Below are 17282 nucleotides of genomic sequence, written 5' to 3' on the forward strand. Positions count from 1 at the left end.
GAGGTCAGCCACAAATAGGACTGGCTCTGGATGAGCCGGAAGCAGAAGATAAAGTGATAACAATTAATGAGATCCAAGTAGCGTTTGACCCTAATATCGAGGCTTACACTGAAGGCCTGACACTTGAATTTGACGAAATGAATAACGGGTTAGTTATACAGGGTAATGAAAGTGAATGCTGTTAAAAAAATATCCAAAGAAAATGCCGCAAAAGATGCTTTTGTGGCATTTTTTTTGCTTTTAGTAAATACTTAAAGTATTAAGGTAGAGGAAAATGTAATTTATGTAGCCCAATAATTAGTACAAACAAAGGAGAGTTCCTATGAAAGAATACACTTCCAGGCTTGAAGTGCCAGTGAACGAAAAGTGGAACCTTGAAGATATTTATTCTGACATAAGCAAATGGGAAGAGGATCTTCAGAAGATCGAGCAGATGGGTGAAGAGCTTAAGAAATATGATGGGGAAATTCAAGATGGTAAGCGTTTATATCAATTCCTTAAACTTAAAGAAGAGTTATCCTATGTATTTAACCATGTGTATGCCTATGGCATGCTGAGGGTTGATGAGGATACTAGAGATTCGAATTCACATTCCTTATTGGATCGTGCTAAGGCTTTAAGTGTGAAAGTAAGTGCGTCTACTTCATTTTTCATGCCTCACTTACTAAGCTTAAGCGCGGAAACATTAAAAGGATTTATTGCTGAAGAAGATGGCTTAAAATATTTTGAGGAGGATTTATTCGAGACCTTCCGTTACAAGTCCCATGTGCTGAGCAAAGAGCAGGAAGAAGTGCTTTCACAATTAGGGGAGGCGCTATCAGTACCAAGCACAACATTTGGAATGATGAATAATGCAGATATTAAGTTTGGTGAGATAACGGGAGACAACGGTGAAAAAGTTGAGTTGACCAGGGGAATGTACTCAAAGTTAATAGAAGATGAAGACCGTGAAAAGCGCAGGGAGGCATATAAGGCTTATTATCAGCCGTATGTTCAATTAAAGAATTCGATTGCGTCTACACTTTCTGCAGCAATAAAAAATAACGTGACTCTGTCTAGAATACGTAACTATCCTTCCGTATTAGAAAAAGCATTATTTGGTGATATGGTGCCAAAGGAAGTCTATGAAAACCTTATCTCGACAACAAAGGAAAATATTGCCCCACTACACCGCTACTCCCAGTTACGTAAAGAAAAATTGCAGCTGGACGAATTGCGTCAATATGATATGAGTGTTCCGCTAGTTAAGGGGGTTAAACAAGTTATTCCCTATGATGAGGCATTTGAAACGATGCTAAAGGGCTTGGCACCTCTGGGTGAGGAATATATCAGCATTCTTAAAGAGTTTAAAGAGGCAAACTATATTGATGTTCGAGAAACTCCAGGTAAGCGGTCGGGTGCTTACAATTTGGGTATTTATGGTGTGCATCCATTTATCCTTCTTAACCACCGCGATGATTTAGACAGTTTATTTACCCTTGCGCATGAGTGTGGTCACGGGGTTCATAGTAAACTAAGCTCGCAGCACCAACCGCAAATTTCCGCCCGTTATAGTATTTTTGTGGCGGAAGTCGCTTCGACAGTAAATGAAGTATTACTTATTAATTATTTACTAGCCAACGAAAAAGACCTTGAAGTGAAGAAACATCTATTAAACCATTTCATAGATCAATTTAAAGGCACCTTTTTTACGCAAGTGATGTTTGCTGATTTTGAAATGAAAACACATGAAATGGCTGAAAAGGGTATACCTTTGAATGTGGAAGTGTTTAATCAAACCTATGAAACGTTGTTTAGGGAATACAACGGGGATGAAGTCGTGTTTGATGACGAAGTCAAATTTGGATGGTCAAGAATTCCCCATTTCTATCGACCATTCTATGTCTACAAATATGCAACCGGTTATGCTTCGGCCATACACTTGGCAACGAAGATACTCGAAGGAGATAAAGAGACATTAAATTCTTACTTAACGTTCTTAAAGAGCGGAAGTTCGGATTATCCGCTAGAGTTATTGAAAAAGACAGGTGTCGATTTAACGACACCAGTACCGATAGAAAATGCATTAAGAAAATTTAGCGAGCTTGTGGAAGAATTTTCAAGATTAGACTAGATAGGAATAGCTGGCATCAATGTGAATCCGAAGTTTTTAGTTGATAAGGTAAATGAATAGTGTCCAAAGTCCTCTGGTTCATGTGAATGAACCAGAGGACTTTGATTTGTTAAATTGAATTTCTAAGACAAACAAAATTCACATTTAATAAAAAAAATGATAAAATTAATAGTACTGTTTTTTTCATATAGCAAAAAGGGGAAATAACAAGAGTGCAAATTAATTAAGAGGCGTGATATTGTGACTGAACTAGTGAATGGAAAAATCCAACACAGAAAGCTTTCCCTTGGTAAAAAAATTCTCCGTACAATCCTAATTACAATTGGAGCAATCCTCATGGCTACTGGCCTCGAAATATTCTTAGTTCCCAATCATGTTATTGATGGTGGTGTAACGGGTATATCGATTATGCTTTCACATTTAACCGGTTTAGAACTGGGAATCTTCCTATTCCTTTTAAATTTACCCTTCGTTTATATGGGCTATAAACAGATGGGAAAGACCTTTGCGATATCCACAGTATATGGAATTATCGTCTTATCTGTTTTCACTACACTTTTCCACCCAGTACCTGCCTTTACAGATGATATTCTCCTAGCGACTATTTTTGGAGGGATGATTCTTGGTACTGGTGTTGGAATTGTTATCAGGAGCGGTGGTGCTTTAGATGGTACCGAAATCCTTGCACTTGTAGTAACCAAAAAAGTACCATTTTCAGTTGGGCAAATTATAATGTTTATTAACGTGTTTATCTTAGGCGCAGCCGGTTTTGTGTTTAGCTGGGATCGTGCCATGTATTCCTTGTTGGCCTATGTTATTGCTGCTAAGGCAATTGATGTGGTAGTTGCAGGCCTCGAAGAATCTAAATCCGTTTGGATCATTAGTGATGCAGCAGACGAAATTGGTGACGCAATAAATGCGCGTTTGGGTCGGGGAGTAACTTACCTCAAGGGTGAAGGTGCTTTTACAGGGGATAACAAAAAGGTCATTTTCAGCATCATCACCAGACTAGAAGAATCAAAACTTACAACGGTCGTGGAAGAAATAGATCCTTCTGCCTTCTTAGCTATTGCAGACATATCTGAAGTGCGCGGAGGGCGATTTAAGAAAAGAAATATACATTAGTATATGAGCCCCTAGGTGAATCACCTGGGGATTTCTTTTTATTAAGTTTACAACGTAATTTTGTTGTTTTTATGATACATTATATTGGTAATTTAATAGTTTGCCAGAAAAGGGTGGATTGGATGTTAGCCGATAAAAAAAGAATTGAAAAGGATTTCTTAGGGGAAAAAGAAATACCGGAGGATGTTTATTATGGTATCCAAACGATTAGAGCTGTGGAGAATTTCCCAATAACAGGCTATCGAATACATAATGATCTTATTAAAGCTTTAGCATTGGTCAAAAAAGCTGCGGCGATTGCTAATATGAATACATCACGTTTGTACAGCGGACTAGCAAATGTCATAATCCAAGCAACGGATGAAATTATCGATGGCCAGTGGAATGACCAGTTTATTGTTGATCCTATCCAAGGCGGGGCAGGGACCTCAATGAATATGAATATGAATGAAGTTATTGCAAACCGAGGGCTAGAATTGTTAGGCCATAAAAAAGGCGATTACTTCCAACTAAGTCCCAATACTCATGTGAATATGTCACAATCTACAAATGATGTATTCCCAACAGCTATTCATATTGCCACACTAACGCTTTTGGAAAAATTACTTGAGACTATGTCAGATATGCACAAGGTGTTTAAAGCAAAAGCTGGGCAGTTTGAGAATGTGATAAAAATGGGGCGGACTCATTTACAAGATGCGGTTCCGATTCGTCTTGGGCAGGAATTTGAAGCGTATTCCCGAGTACTTGAACGTGACATTAAACGAATTAAACAATCGCGAGAGCATTTATATGAAGTAAATATGGGGGCTACTGCAGTAGGAACAGGCTTAAATGCAGATCCAAAATATATTATTGATGTAGTAAAGCAACTTGCAGAAATTACTGGTTTTCCTCTTGTTAATGCCGAACATTTAGTGGATGCAACCCAGAATACCGATGCGTATACAGAAGTATCTGCCACGTTAAAGGTCTGCATGATGAACATGTCAAAAATAGCGAATGATTTGCGACTAATGGCATCTGGTCCGCGTGCCGGGTTAGCTGAGATTAGGCTCCCAGCTCGTCAGCCTGGTTCTTCAATCATGCCAGGAAAGGTTAACCCTGTAATGCCAGAATTGATTAATCAAATAGCTTTCCAAGTGATTGGAAACGACCATACAATCTGCCTTGCTTCTGAAGCAGGCCAGCTGGAATTGAATGTTATGGAGCCCGTTCTTGTATTTAACTTACTTCAATCAATCAGTATTATGAATAACGGATTCCGCGCTTTTACAGATCATTGTTTAGTCGGGATTGAAGCGAATGAAGAACGCCTGAAAGAATATGTAGAAAAAAGCGTTGGAATCATCACAGCTGTAAATCCGCACTTAGGTTATGAGGTGGCAGCTCGAATTGCCAGAGAAGCAACGATTAGCGGGAAATCTGTCCGTGAATTATGCCTGAAGTATGATGTATTAACAGAAGAAGAACTGGACTTAATATTAAATATTTATGAAATGACCGCACCGGGAATTGCCGGCGCTGCACTTTTAGATAGGGATTAATAAAAAAGCCAAACGCTCTTATTTTACACTGGGACGTTTGGCTTTTCTCATTTCTGCAGGATGTACTACAAATCTAGCAGTTCCCCAACGGTCACTAATTCATAACCCAAGGCCTTTAGTATCGGAATAACCATATCGACGGCTTCTGCCGTATTCATCCCGCCGATATGCATGAGAATAATATCGCCATTGCTCGCACCTGTTTCTATACGTGAAACAATTACCTCAATCGAAGGCTGCTGCCAGTCTATTGTATCGAGAGACCAGTGGATACTGTATGGATACCCAGATTCTCCAAGTGCTTTAAGTGCAGTAGCATTGGATGAGCCATAAGGAAAACGGAAAAATGGTCGTGGTGATATACCCGTAGTCTTCTTAATTGCTTCTTCTGCTTTAATCATATCCTGGATGAAAATATTGGTATTCGTTTTTACTGCATCCGGGTGGGAATAGGTGTGATTCCCAATTTCATGTCCCTCATTGGCAATTCTTTTGGCATAGTTTGGAAATTTTTCTGCCCAACTACCAGTTAGAAAGAATGTGGCTTTAATATTATGTTTTTTAAGAACATCTAAGATCCCAATGCCAATTGCATCACTACCAGCATCAAATGTTAAAGCAATTTCCTTATGTTGAAGATTTCCATGTGAAATAATTACAGAAGAAGCGGTGGCAGGTGGATATTCCTGATCAGGCGGATCTGCAGGCGGTGGTGGTTCTACGTTTTTCCCATATAGTTTTAATATCTGTCCTGCATAAATAACATCCCATGGTAGGTTGTTCCAACGTTTTATTTTTTCAACAGTCACACCAGCCCTCATCGCGATCGACCAAAGCGTATCACCTTTTAAAACCTTATAATCGATAGTTCCATTTTCGGGAACGACAATTTCTTCGGGCTCAGTTGTGGGAGGGTCGGCTGGTTCTTCTATGTCAGGTTCTTCCTCTGGATTTTCAACAGAAGGCTTTTCTTCAGGTGGGTTGTTTGTACCTGGTTCAGGTCCATTATCTGAATCGTTTCCTGCAGGTGTTTCTACCTTTGGTGGGTCAGCATTATCTCCTTTTCTAGGATCATCGAAATGGTCATCTAAGGAAAATAACATAAAAACCGCTAAAATCAAACTGAGAGCAGAAAGTGAAAAGAATACCCACTTACCTCCCATTTTCTTGTAATGAGAAACAAATCCCATAACGAGAAGTGATGCGAATATAAGAATAATAAGGATAAGTAAAATTTCTGACATAAAGTTTCCCCCTTTTTTTAATAGGATAGGGAGCAGAAATTATACAGGTAATTGGATTTTAAAACTAAGATAATTTTGTAGGGGAGTAGAGTAGGAGGATAGATATTTCTGCCTTAATTATAACATATGAGCAATTCCTCATAGAAGTCACGAAACTTTAATCATTAATAATTGGACCGCGTTAATAAAAAATAGGCTAGGTCACTAAGAAAATTATTTATTTATTTTAAAATTTCAGCTAACGGTATTGTATAATAGAGTTGCAATATACTTCAATTGTTTCGACTAGATGATACTAATCTAATTCGAAGGAAGATGAGGAAATGAACAAAAGGAAAGTTTTTTCTTACGGAATTGCTGTTATTTTGACGTTGGTTGGCTTTGCATCAATATTACAGGGATTTGGTCTAATTTCACAGCCGGATGGTGCTGGTTCTGGATTGACTCTAGAACTTTTGGCAGACTCTCCTTTTAAAGACTTTCTAATTCCGGGAATTGCCTTATTTACTGTCAATGGAATTGGTAGCTTAATTGGGGCCTTTTTAGTCTTTAAGAATCACAAGTTTGCAGGAAAAATCACCACGCTACTCGGAATAGCAATGATTATTTGGATCTCAACTCAAGTTTACTGGATTGGTTTTGAAAGCTGGTTACAACCCACTTTTCTATTTGTTGGAGCTGCTGAAATGATCATCGGATATGTATTAGAGGCATTGTATCAAGGAAACTGGAAACTATTTAAAGGTCCCCATAATTTTCAATCACATTAAATATCATAAGTAGCGAACAGTTCATCGGACTGTTCGCTATTTATTTACCTATTTTTTCTCGCTTTTTTTATCATCCTTTTTATCACTTAGGGCTCGAGATATCTGAGTGTACATACTGCCTTCTTTAATATTTTCTAGAAAGAAGGGACCAATTAGTTCCAGGTATTCTTCATCATCGAACATCTTTTTGCTTTGAAGTTCCATTTCTGCTAATCCTTCGTATGTAGATAAAAGAGCATACGTGTGATCTTCACCAGAAATAGGTGCCAATATTTCCACATGATGATTATAATTTTCGTTTCTAAACTTTTTTATTTCTCTTAAATTGTCGATAGCTTCCTTGAATTTATCCTGTTTTATCACAAAGGTCTGGTAAACATAAACCGACATTTTCAGTACCCCCAAAGAAAAATATAACAAACTTACCTTTAGAATCCCCCTAACCATTGCTAGTTATTCTACACTTGACCATTAAAAGAAATCCTTGGAATTATCTTTTATCTTTTTTTGGACATGTCTTACTGTCACCCATTTAAATACAATAGCAGAATGTCTTTATGATGCATATTGTGTTTAATAATGAACTGTAACCAACAGGAAGGGGTATTGAGGGATGGAGTACAATAAGTACAATCAAATGATGCGTAAGTATATTGATGAAGGAAATGAAATTAAAGAAAGCTATGACACCGCCAAGGAAACCTTTATAAGACAGCATGAAAAAGCATTAAGACGATTTAACGACATAGAAGTACAATTCAAGGAGTTTCAAAAAGCGTTTAACTTAGGAGAAGTGACTGAAGAGGATTTTAACGAAGCTAAAACTGAATATGAACGAGCCGAATATACAGTAAATGAAACCGGCAAAAGATTAGAGGAAATTGAACGGTACAAAAAGGCAATCCTAATGAGTATACTTACAAAACAAATTGAATTAAAAAAAGCATTCAAAATGGATCTTGATGATGAAACGAACAAATTAAAACACCAATTAATGAAGGCGAAATATGACTTTCTAAAACTCGCTGTTCAATTACGGAAGGCATATAATAAATTAAGCTATGAAGAGTATTATCATGAAAAATTAAAAAGAGAGTTAGGGCTCCCATCTGATGTAAAAGAATTGAATGCTTTTCAAGCCTTGTCACCAGCGGTAATGGATGATGGTGCAGGTATCTCGTACAGGGAGCTGTCACATGCATTATATTTCGGCATGGTTCCTGAAGAACTGGTAAAAGTGATGCAACAAACGCATGCAGAACAGATAAAGTAAGGAAAACCCCTCATCGACCAAGCGGATGCTGGGACGGTGAAGGGGTTCTTTTTATAGTGATTGGTTCAAATTATACCAATCGGTATAGGCGCCGCTGCCCTGACATCCAGGGCACTCAAATGAGTTAAAATAAGCATATTCATTATACGGATAGACCGTAAAGCCTCTACCATGACAATCTGGACATTTTTCCTGATCTTTCATTTGGGAGACATGATTTTGGTATTTTGTTTCTCTCCATTGGTTAAAAGAGTTAAGCAAGCCCACTTTTCTCACCTCAAATTGTGTTTTTTATTATTATGAGGAAAAATTGGGATATTTATGCTATTTCACAATAATATTAACATGTATTTTTTGTTATCCCATTTCTCAAACTAACTGCAAGAGGTGATTTATTTTGGGAAAATGGAATGAGCAAGCAGCACCTAATAATAATTTGCCTGCTGCAACGATTCGTTCGTCAGATATGTTATTGGATGAAAAAGCTGTCCATGAGTTTGCAGAAGAATTATCTGATGGCGGAGAACGGGATCAATTTATTAATCAACAAAAGAAAAATAAGTAGAAGAAAGATGGTGATGGAAAAATTCGTCACCATTTTTTATTTACAAATGAAAATCGATGTTATAGAATATCTATGTACCTAATAAATCTAGGTAGGTGAAAAGGTTGTTTAATCGGGAATTAGTTAAAGGAAGTACTTCCTTAATCTTACTTCAATTATTAAATGAAAGAGATATGTATGGCTATGAATTAGTGAAAGAATTAGAGAAACGCAGTGACAATGATCTAAGTGTAAAAGAAGGGACCTTGTACCCTGCACTTCATAAGCTGGAAAAACAAGAATATATTAATTTTTATTGGCAGGAACAAGAAAAAGGTCCAGCACGGAAGTATTATAAAATCACTCTTGCTGGAAAAGAAGTCTTAGATGAAAAAACAAGAGAATGGCAGGATTTTGTGAAGGTTATGAACAAAGTAATAGGGAGATCGAAACATGGAACGGCCGAAGAATAGGTTTTTAGAGGAACTTGCTAAGGGGCTTGGAACCCATCAAGATAGTGAAAACATTCTCCGTGAATATGCAACACATATTGACGAAATCCTGATAGAGTCTTTGGATTGTGAGAATGAAGAGGCAGTTATGGAAAGGATTGTGGCTCGGCTTGGCAGCCCAAAAGAGATTTCAGATATGTGGCAGGAAGAGCTTTCGGTTACCCCGAGTAATATGAAATGGCTATTTATCCTTTTAAATATCTTTTTCTTTGGGGGAGGTAGTCTATTAACACTCGTACATAATTTATACGAGTGGAAATGGGTATCGCTTGTTTGGAGCCATTTAACTGCAATCCCTACATTAATTGCTATTTTATATTTATTCTTCTGGGCATTGCTCGGCTATGAAATCGGTAAGGGATTTGGTCATGGAGGCAGAACCTTGCTGAAAAAAACATTTTTCCTGTCGCTTATCCCTAATATTTTGCTTATGGTTTTAACCGTTTTTGAAATCATTCCACATTCATGGTTCGCGCCATTATTAACAAAAACATTTATTATTGCTTGTATCATCTTCACTATCATCCTTTATCCAATCAGTGTGATTGGCTATCGATGGGGGAAGAAAGCATCGATATAGGCACTTTTTTTGCCTATATACATCGGTAAACTATGTATATAGAATAACTAGATAAAAGAGGGGTTAAGATGGAACGGAAAATTGGTAAATCGGATTGGATCTTTTTACTATTGTGCCTATTACTTGGTATTGTTGTGGAAGAATCATTTTTTCGAGGAGAAATAGGAATATCATATCTCGTGGTTATTTTGGCGTTTTACACTTTATTTTTTTGGCGTTATCGTGGTTTTACATTTTCTCATCAACGGTTTGGATATTTGGTCCTTATCTGTATTTGGCTTCTATCGGTAAGTTTTTTTCTAAACAACAGTACGATGTTAACTGCCTTAAATTTTTTAGTGATTCCAGGAATGGTTGTATTCCATTTGGTGTTAATTACAAGTCAAAAAAGCATGCCATGGAATAAACCTGTTTTCATTTCTTATATATTCTCTCGACTTATTGAAGCAATAAAGTACAATTTTATATTTGCAGCAATATTAGGAAAGGTATTTAAATCAGGTGTGGATGAAAGGAAGTATCTGGTATGGAAGAAGGTTTTTATCGGCCTATTAATTTCCATCCCTGTCTTATTTGTTGTGTTAAGGCTGCTCATGTCAGCAGATACGCAATTCGAACTGCTTATAGGGGGAATCCCTCAATGGTTTGAAGTAGTTAATGCTGAAACTGTAATGAGAATCATCATTGTCTTTTTTTATACCTTTGCAATCTTTGGCCTTCTGCAAGTTCTTTTCAAAAAACAAATTAAAGCGATCAAGCAGGACTTGAATGTCGACTCTTTTAAGATGGATGCGATTATTGCGATAACGGTTCTGGTGTTAATTAATACGGTCTATCTGTTATTTACAGTGGTTCAGTTTAAATATTTCTTTAGTGGGACATTACAAGGTGATTTCACTTATGCTGAGTATGCTAGAAAAGGGTTTTTCGAACTACTCTTTGTGACACTCATTAATCTATCAATTATTATTTTTGTTTTAAACTTTGTTGATCGTATTCCGGTTTTTGTCAGCAAGTTTGTTCAAATCATGCTAACAGTCTTGGTACTGGTGAGCGGAGTGATGTTATGCTCAGCATTCCTGCGATTAAGTATGTACGAACAAGCGTATGGGTTTACATTTATTCGGATCATGTCACATTCGTTTATGATTTTTCTTGTGGTAATCTTTATGTATACCCTAGTAAAAATTTGGATTGAAAAATTATCGCTATTCCATTTTTATTTTATTAGTTCATTACTCTATTACACGGCGATTAATATCATCGATCTTGAAAAAATCATTGTCACTCAAAATATCGAACGCTATGAACAGAGTGGGAAAATTGATATTTATCATCTTAATAATATGTCCTATTCGGGTGTCATGGGGTTAATTGACCTTTATGAAAAAGACCAAAGTTTACCGGGGTTAAGGGGGATTTTAATAGAACGAAAGCAGGAAGCCCTTCAGGACAATTTACCGTGGCAATCATATAATTTAAAGAGAGAACAAGCAAATGAGCGATTGAAGAATCTTGTTCTTGAATAAGTCGCTACACCATTAAAAAACCGGGCAAGAAGAGCCCGGTTTTTTGTGTTAGCTTATAATCAAATCAGTCACCATTAAACATCTCAAAAAGTCCTTTTGCGATACTGCCTTCGTCTTTTGAGCCACCACGGGAAGGAGCTGCAGCAAATACACGACTTGCAAGTCGGCTAAATGGCAATGATTGAATCCAAACAGAACCAGGTCCTTTTAACGTAGCAAAGAATAGTCCTTCACCGCCGAAAAGGGCAGTCTTGACGCCTTTAACCATTTGGATATCATAACCAACATTACTCGTCATCGCAACCAAACAACCTGTATCGACCCTTAAAGTTTGGCCTGGTTGAAGTTCTTTTTTTATAATCGTTCCACCAGCATGAACAAAAGCAAGTCCGTCACCTTCAAGCTTTTGCATGATGAAGCCCTCACCGCCAAAGAAACCAGCACCTATTTTTCGCTGGAATTCAATGCCTACTGAAACTCCTTTTGCAGCAGCAAGGAAGGCATCCTTTTGACAAATAAGTTTCCCGCTTAGTTCACTTAAATCCATCGGAATGATTTTCCCAGGGTAGGGAGAAGCAAAGGAAACGTGTTTCTTGTCGCTACCTTGATTAGTGAAGGATGTCATGAACAAGCTTTCTCCAGTAATAACCCGTTTTCCAGCACTAAATAGTTTACCCATCAGACCGCTGCCGCCATTTCCAGAGCCATCACCAAAAATGGTTTCCATATGTATGTCATCTTCCATCATCATAAAGCTTCCTGCTTCAGCAATAACCGTTTCGTGCGGGTCGAGTTCAACCTCTACGAACTGCATATCATCGCCATAAATCTTATAATCAATTTCGTGGTTATTCAACTGCCATCCCTCCATTTTTTTATAAATCTATCTATCTATATTTTATAAGATTTAGGAAAAAAGTGCCAATAATACTAAATGAATGTTAAGGGGAAAATTATGGTTTGACTAGATATGATTATATAAAAATCGCAGAAGTTTTTGGAAAAAGGCAAATAAAAAAAGACGTCTGAATAAACAGACGTCTTTGCGTATTGAGGCGAAAAACCACACTCCACATGTGTCTTCCAAAAAGGAACGTTTCTCGGCTTACACAATTCAGCTCATCGCTCAAATAATATACCATAAAACGAATGTAGAGACAAGTGATTTATTAAAAACAAATGTCTTGCTTAATGATCTATATTGTACTATATTCAAATAATCAGATATACAAAAATAAAAAGATAAGAAGGGTTAAAATGTTTAATGATAAAAGATTCCATCAATATTCCTTAAGTAGTGTTCCAAAAGATATCCTCTCTGGAATAATTGTCGGTGTAATTGCGATTCCGCTTGGAATGGCGTTCGCCATAGCTTCAGGGGTGAAGCCGGAATATGGAATCTACACGACTATTGTTGCCGGGATCCTCATTTCCCTATTTGGCGGGTCAAAGTATCAAATAGGCGGTCCGACGGGTGCATTTATTCCGATATTATTTGGAATTGTAATGACGTATGGATATGAAAATCTGCTGATTGCAGGCTTCATGGCAGGAGTAATGTTACTGTTAATGGGGATATTCAAACTAGGTTCACTAATTAAGTATATTCCTAGACCCGTAACCATTGGTTTTACAACGGGGATTGCCGTTGTCATTTTCACTGGACAGATAGATAGTTTCCTAGGACTTGCGGGAATGAAGAAGCATGAAGAGTTCATTTTAAATCTTCGGGAAATTGTTGTTCATTTGGACTCAATTAATCTATTAAGTATCTTAACGGCAGCTATATGTTTATTGACGATTATTTTCACACCAAGAATGGCACCAAGGGTTCCTGGACCGCTGATTGGTTTAGTACTTTCAAGCATTATAGCAACCGTGTTTTATCCTAGTGAAGTGGCGACGATTGGCAGTGCCTATGGTCAAATTTCTAGCTCATTGCCTCAACTTCATATCCCTAATGTGAGCTTCGAAATGATTATTACACTGTTACAGCCTGCGTTTGTTATTGCGATGCTTGGCGGGATTGAATCTTTGCTTTCCGCCGTTGTAGCAGATGGTATGACGAATAGCCGCCATAACAGCAACAAGGAACTTATTGGTCAGGGGATTGCCAATATGGTAACACCATTATTTGGCGGGATACCTGCAACCGGTGCGATAGCCCGGACAGCTACGAATATCAAGAATGGAGCAGTTTCACCGTTATCAGGTATCATTCATGGCGTATTTGTCTTGCTTGTATTAATATTTTTAGCTCCATACGCCAGCTATATCCCGTTGGCAAGTATGGCGCCAATTTTAATGGTGGTTGCTTGGAACATGAGTGAGAGAAAGGTATTTGCTCATATCTTAAAAACAAAATCAGCAGATACTCTCGTCCTATTGGTAACATTTCTATTAACTGTTTTTGTTAATTTAACTACTGCTGTCGAGGTTGGTTTGCTGATGTCTTTAATTTTATTTGTGAAGCGGATGAGTGATACTGTGATAACAGCGAAGGCATTGCCTAATTTTATGCATAAGTATGGAAAAGTCGAGCCACATATGGTTTCAGACACCCATGATTGTCCGCAAATTAGTATTTTTAATATTGAAGGTCCCTTGTTTTTCGGGGCTGCTCAATCGTTTGAAAAGTCCATTATGAGTACAATAAATTATCATCCGAAGATTCTTTTACTACGAATGAGCAGAGTCCCATTCATGGACACTACAGGGGAAGCGAATTTAGCTAGCATTGTTTCACATTTTTCGAAAAATGGTATAGTAATTATATCAGGAATAAATGAACAACCCAAAAGTGTCTTATTAAAAACAGGACTGTATGATGTGATTGGACACGATCATTTTTATGAGCATACTGGGGATGCGATTCAGTTTGCCCTTGACCATCTCGATAAAAATAAATGCCTTGGCTGTAAACACTTTGCCTTTAGAGAATGTGGAAACCTTTCTGCAACGGAGGCTGTTGAACTGAAAAGGAAGCTTTCAGCCACCTATTAGAATTTGAAAAAGGAAGTGAATGGTTTGAATCTTGAAATGCAACAATTTAAAGCAGAATTTTTCAAAGCTCTTGCACATCCTTTAAGGATCCGCATTTTGGAGCTACTAGCAGAAGGGGATAAAAATGTGAATGAGATTCAAACTCTTGTTGGCAGTGAAGGTTCTGCTGTATCACAACAATTAACGATTTTACGGGCGAAAAATATTGTTAGTGGTACAAAAGAGGGTAATAGGGTTATATACACACTTAAAGATCCGATGATTGTTGAGCTTTTAGCTGTCGCAAGGCAGATTTTTAACAATCACCTTGTTGATACAATTACAATCTTAGATAAGTTTAAAGATGATGAAGAAGAATTATCAGCGATGCCGAGGAGCTAATTCCTCGGTATTTTCTTTATAATTATGCTTTTTTTGTAATATTTCATCCAACTTTTCCCTCGATTTTTGTATTACGATAAAGGTGGAGTTAAATATTGGATATAGGAAGTGATCAAATGATATACGACTTGGTACTGCTGCATCCACCGACTGTTTATGATTTTAGAAAGGAAATGCTATTTACCGGTCCAATCAGTGATGTTGTTCCATCCTCACCTGTTTTTGAAATGTACCCTATTGGGCTTACAAGTATTGGTGATTATCTAGAGCGTTATGGTTTAAAGGTAAAGATTATAAATATCGCAAATCGAATGCTTTTAAACCCGAAATTCGATGTTGAAAAGAAAATTAAGAATATTAAAGCAAAGGCATTTGGCATTGATCTGCATTGGCTGCCACATGCACACGGAAGCGTGGAATTAGCGAAAATCGTCAAGAAATATCACCCGGATACTCCTGTTATGTTCGGAGGGCTATCTTCGACTTATTTCCATAAAGAGCTAATTGAGTATCCGTGTATTGACTTTGTTATGCGCGGCGATACAACGGAAAAATTAATCCTTATGCTCTTGAATAAACTGGAGAAAAAAGAAACCACTGGTTTTTCTGATATCCCTAATCTTACTTGGAAACGGGACAATCAATATTTTTACAATGAAATTACCTATGTTCCAGATAGTCTAGATGAGTTTAACTTACCTGGATACCGGTACATCATCGGTTCCGTCTTTAAATATTTTAATCTATTAGACCCGCTCCCATACAAAGGATGGCTCCAGTATCCCAACACGGCAATCCTAACATCAAAAGGGTGCAGTTATAATTGCTTAATCTGCGGTGGATCAAAGGATGCCTATGACTTAAACTGTAACCGAAAAAAGCTTGTTATGCGCTCTCCTAAAAAGATGCTTGAGGATATTGCATTGATTCAACGATTTACTCGCGCTCCGATCTTTTTATTAAATGATATTCGACAGGGTGGAAAGGATTACGTAGATGAATTCCTGGACGGATTAGCAAGAATGAAGTTGAAGAATGAGCTTGTATTTGAATTGTTTAACTATGCCGACGAAAAGTTTTTTGAAAGACTAAATAGGGCAATACCAAAGTACAGTATCGAGTTAACACTTGAATCTGCCGATGAAGATATCCGTAAATACAACGGAAAACTGCCATGTACAAACGCAAAAGTAATAGAAATGCTTCAATATTCATTAAAACATGGCTGTGCTAAAATTGATTTATTTTTCATGACAGGGATACCTAACCAAGATTATGATAGTGCCATGAGAAATGTCGACTTTTGTGAAACTATTCACAAAGAATGCGGGGAGGATTTGCGGATTTCATACTTTGTAGCACCGCTTTCACCTTTCCTTGATCCTGGCAGTCCTGCTTTTGAAAATCCTGAAAAATATGGCTATAAAAAGTTTTGCACGAAACTTGAAGACTTCCGTGAGGCGATGAAGCAGCCATCATGGAAAAATATGCTCAGCTATGAAACAAACAAAATGACTCGCGCACAAATTGTCCAATCAACTTACGATTCTGCGTTAAAACTAAATGAATTTAAATTTAGAAATAAGATCATTGCCCAAAATGTTTACGATGAAGTTAAGCTTAAAATTGAAAAATCTGTGGAGTTTCTCAGTCGTCTAGACGATTTAGCCCTTCTCCCGCAGGATGAACAACAGAAACAATTGGCAATCATTAAGGATGAAGTGGACAGCATCAATCGGCATAGTATTTGCGGGGAAAATGAACTCAAATGGGAAGTCAAAAAGTTGTTTGCAAACTTCCCGTCCTTAACCTATATTGGCTTGGAATTACTTATCAAAGATGTGATCAAAGATATAAAATGCAAGATTGGCAAAATTGACAGGAATGAAGTTATTAGTAACAAAAATCAAAATATTCAAAAGTTTTGATTAAAAAGGGGGAAATGTGGGTATTTTAACCGCTTTCATCTTTACTTATTTCCAAAAAAGTGTTAAAATTTAATCAGCCGTTGCACGAGATTAGATTTATAAAATACGCTTATTCATAGTTTTATAGGCAGTTTGGATAAGGAAGTGAAGTAAAGCTATCACGTTGTAATTTGGTGAATTTACACATGGCTTATGGTATAAGCTAATAGGAGGATTTTTTTACATGAAAAACGGTAAAGTAAAATGGTTCAACTCTGAAAAAGGATTCGGATTCATCGAAGCTGAAGATGGAAACGACGTATTCGTTCACTATTCTGCAATCCAAACAGAAGGTTTCAAAACTTTAGAAGAAGGTCAAGAAGTTTCTTTCGAAGTTGTTGAAGGAGCTCGTGGACCACAAGCTGCTAACGTAACAAAGAAATAATTCCAATTGAAACTAAGTTTAACAGTCCGGCCAATGTGTCGGACTGTTTTTTGCGTAGTTTATATAGAAAGGCACTGTTAGAGGCCATTGTTTTTATGACTATGTTGATTGAAGCGGAAGGTGCGAGACTCCTGCGGGAGTACGGGGCTGGGGAGACCCCACAGGCGCTTCAGCGCCGAGGAGGCTCCCCGGCACGCCCGCGGAAAGCGAAGCAACTGGAGCGGAGATCAACAGCCCAGTTTAACAGAGCAATAGAAATAAATTCCACACAAACAAATATTCCCTGTAATTTCTTGGTTTTCCAATCTC

At 37.5% G+C, this 17282-nt stretch carries 18 protein-coding genes; 14 read left to right on the forward strand and 4 right to left on the reverse strand.

Annotated elements, in window-relative coordinates:
- Positions 1–53: 53 nt before the first annotated feature.
- The 4 genes from NSS81_RS21970 to aspA all read left to right on the forward strand — a co-directional run bounded on the left by NSS81_RS21970 (position 54) and on the right by aspA (position 4785).
- Positions 54–185 (forward strand): hypothetical protein, encoded by a 132-nt coding sequence (locus tag NSS81_RS21970; RefSeq protein ID WP_342430748.1) that lies wholly within the window; start codon positions 54–56, stop codon positions 183–185.
- Between the two features lie 137 nt (positions 186–322).
- Positions 323–2113 (forward strand): oligoendopeptidase F, encoded by a 1791-nt coding sequence (gene pepF, locus NSS81_RS21975; RefSeq protein ID WP_342430749.1) that lies wholly within the window; start codon positions 323–325, stop codon positions 2111–2113.
- 240 nt (positions 2114–2353) lie between these two features.
- Positions 2354–3238, forward strand: coding sequence for a YitT family protein (locus NSS81_RS21980; RefSeq protein ID WP_342430750.1), 885 nt, complete (start codon positions 2354–2356; stop codon positions 3236–3238).
- Positions 3239–3360: 122 nt separating this feature from the next.
- Positions 3361–4785 carry an aspartate ammonia-lyase gene (gene aspA, locus NSS81_RS21985; RefSeq protein WP_342430751.1) on the forward strand — a complete coding sequence of 475 codons (1425 nt, stop codon included), beginning with the start codon at positions 3361–3363 and terminating at the stop codon, positions 4783–4785.
- A gap of 65 nt (positions 4786–4850) precedes the next feature.
- Here aspA and NSS81_RS21990 read toward each other — a convergent pair whose 3' ends face one another.
- Positions 4851–6029 (reverse strand): polysaccharide deacetylase family protein, encoded by a 1179-nt coding sequence (locus NSS81_RS21990; RefSeq protein WP_342430752.1) that lies wholly within the window; start codon positions 6027–6029, stop codon positions 4851–4853.
- Positions 6030–6352: 323 nt separating this feature from the next.
- On the opposite strand from NSS81_RS21990, the gene NSS81_RS21995 reads away from it, so the two are divergent.
- A complete protein-coding gene (locus NSS81_RS21995; protein WP_342430753.1) occupies positions 6353–6799 on the forward strand; it encodes a hypothetical protein in 447 nt (148 codons plus the stop codon).
- A gap of 48 nt (positions 6800–6847) precedes the next feature.
- Here NSS81_RS21995 and NSS81_RS22000 read toward each other — a convergent pair whose 3' ends face one another.
- Entirely contained in the window at positions 6848–7189 is a 342-nt protein-coding gene (locus tag NSS81_RS22000) for a hypothetical protein (RefSeq protein WP_342430754.1), read from the reverse strand.
- Positions 7190–7412: 223 nt separating this feature from the next.
- Here NSS81_RS22000 and NSS81_RS22005 point away from each other — a divergent pair, with 223 nt between their 5' ends.
- Positions 7413–8072 (forward strand): hypothetical protein, encoded by a 660-nt coding sequence (locus tag NSS81_RS22005; protein WP_342430755.1) that lies wholly within the window; start codon positions 7413–7415, stop codon positions 8070–8072.
- Between the two features lie 51 nt (positions 8073–8123).
- Here the strand turns inward: NSS81_RS22005 and NSS81_RS22010 are convergent, their stop codons facing one another.
- Positions 8124–8276, reverse strand: a complete 153-nt coding sequence (locus NSS81_RS22010; protein WP_342430756.1) for a hypothetical protein — start codon at positions 8274–8276, stop codon at positions 8124–8126.
- A gap of 193 nt (positions 8277–8469) precedes the next feature.
- On the opposite strand from NSS81_RS22010, the gene NSS81_RS22015 reads away from it, so the two are divergent.
- The 4 genes from NSS81_RS22015 (at position 8470) to NSS81_RS22030 (ending at position 11237) form a co-directional block, all read left to right on the forward strand.
- A complete protein-coding gene (locus NSS81_RS22015) occupies positions 8470–8637 on the forward strand; it encodes a hypothetical protein (RefSeq protein WP_342430757.1) in 168 nt (55 codons plus the stop codon).
- Between the two features lie 104 nt (positions 8638–8741).
- Positions 8742–9089 (forward strand): PadR family transcriptional regulator, encoded by a 348-nt coding sequence (locus NSS81_RS22020; RefSeq protein ID WP_342430758.1) that lies wholly within the window; start codon positions 8742–8744, stop codon positions 9087–9089.
- Complete coding sequence (locus NSS81_RS22025; RefSeq protein WP_342430759.1) at positions 9070–9708, forward strand: hypothetical protein; 639 nt, start codon at positions 9070–9072, stop codon at positions 9706–9708. Before NSS81_RS22020 ends, NSS81_RS22025 begins: the two co-directional genes overlap by 20 nt.
- Positions 9709–9776: 68 nt before the next feature.
- Positions 9777–11237: a DUF4173 domain-containing protein gene (locus tag NSS81_RS22030; protein ID WP_342430760.1), complete on the forward strand. Its 1461-nt coding sequence runs from the start codon at positions 9777–9779 to the stop codon at positions 11235–11237.
- 64 nt (positions 11238–11301) lie between these two features.
- On the opposite strand, the gene NSS81_RS22035 is transcribed toward NSS81_RS22030, so the two are convergent.
- A complete protein-coding gene (locus NSS81_RS22035; RefSeq protein WP_342430761.1) occupies positions 11302–12093 on the reverse strand; it encodes a TIGR00266 family protein in 792 nt (263 codons plus the stop codon).
- 401 nt (positions 12094–12494) lie between these two features.
- Here NSS81_RS22035 and NSS81_RS22040 point away from each other — a divergent pair, with 401 nt between their 5' ends.
- The 4 genes from NSS81_RS22040 to NSS81_RS22055 all read left to right on the forward strand — a co-directional run bounded on the left by NSS81_RS22040 (position 12495) and on the right by NSS81_RS22055 (position 16973).
- Positions 12495–14240: a SulP family inorganic anion transporter gene (locus NSS81_RS22040; protein ID WP_342430762.1), complete on the forward strand. Its 1746-nt coding sequence runs from the start codon at positions 12495–12497 to the stop codon at positions 14238–14240.
- A gap of 24 nt (positions 14241–14264) precedes the next feature.
- Positions 14265–14621: a metalloregulator ArsR/SmtB family transcription factor gene (locus NSS81_RS22045; RefSeq protein WP_342434115.1), complete on the forward strand. Its 357-nt coding sequence runs from the start codon at positions 14265–14267 to the stop codon at positions 14619–14621.
- Positions 14622–14716: 95 nt separating this feature from the next.
- Positions 14717–16549 carry a TIGR04190 family B12-binding domain/radical SAM domain protein gene (locus NSS81_RS22050; protein ID WP_342430763.1) on the forward strand — a complete coding sequence of 611 codons (1833 nt, stop codon included), beginning with the start codon at positions 14717–14719 and terminating at the stop codon, positions 16547–16549.
- A 223-nt stretch (positions 16550–16772) separates the two neighbouring features.
- A complete protein-coding gene (locus tag NSS81_RS22055; protein WP_007083969.1) occupies positions 16773–16973 on the forward strand; it encodes a cold-shock protein in 201 nt (66 codons plus the stop codon).
- Positions 16974–17282: the final 309 nt, after the last annotated feature.

Source organism: Neobacillus sp. FSL H8-0543 (assembly GCF_038592905.1).
In the GTDB taxonomy this organism is placed as follows: Bacteria; Bacillota; Bacilli; order Bacillales; family Cytobacillaceae; genus Neobacillus.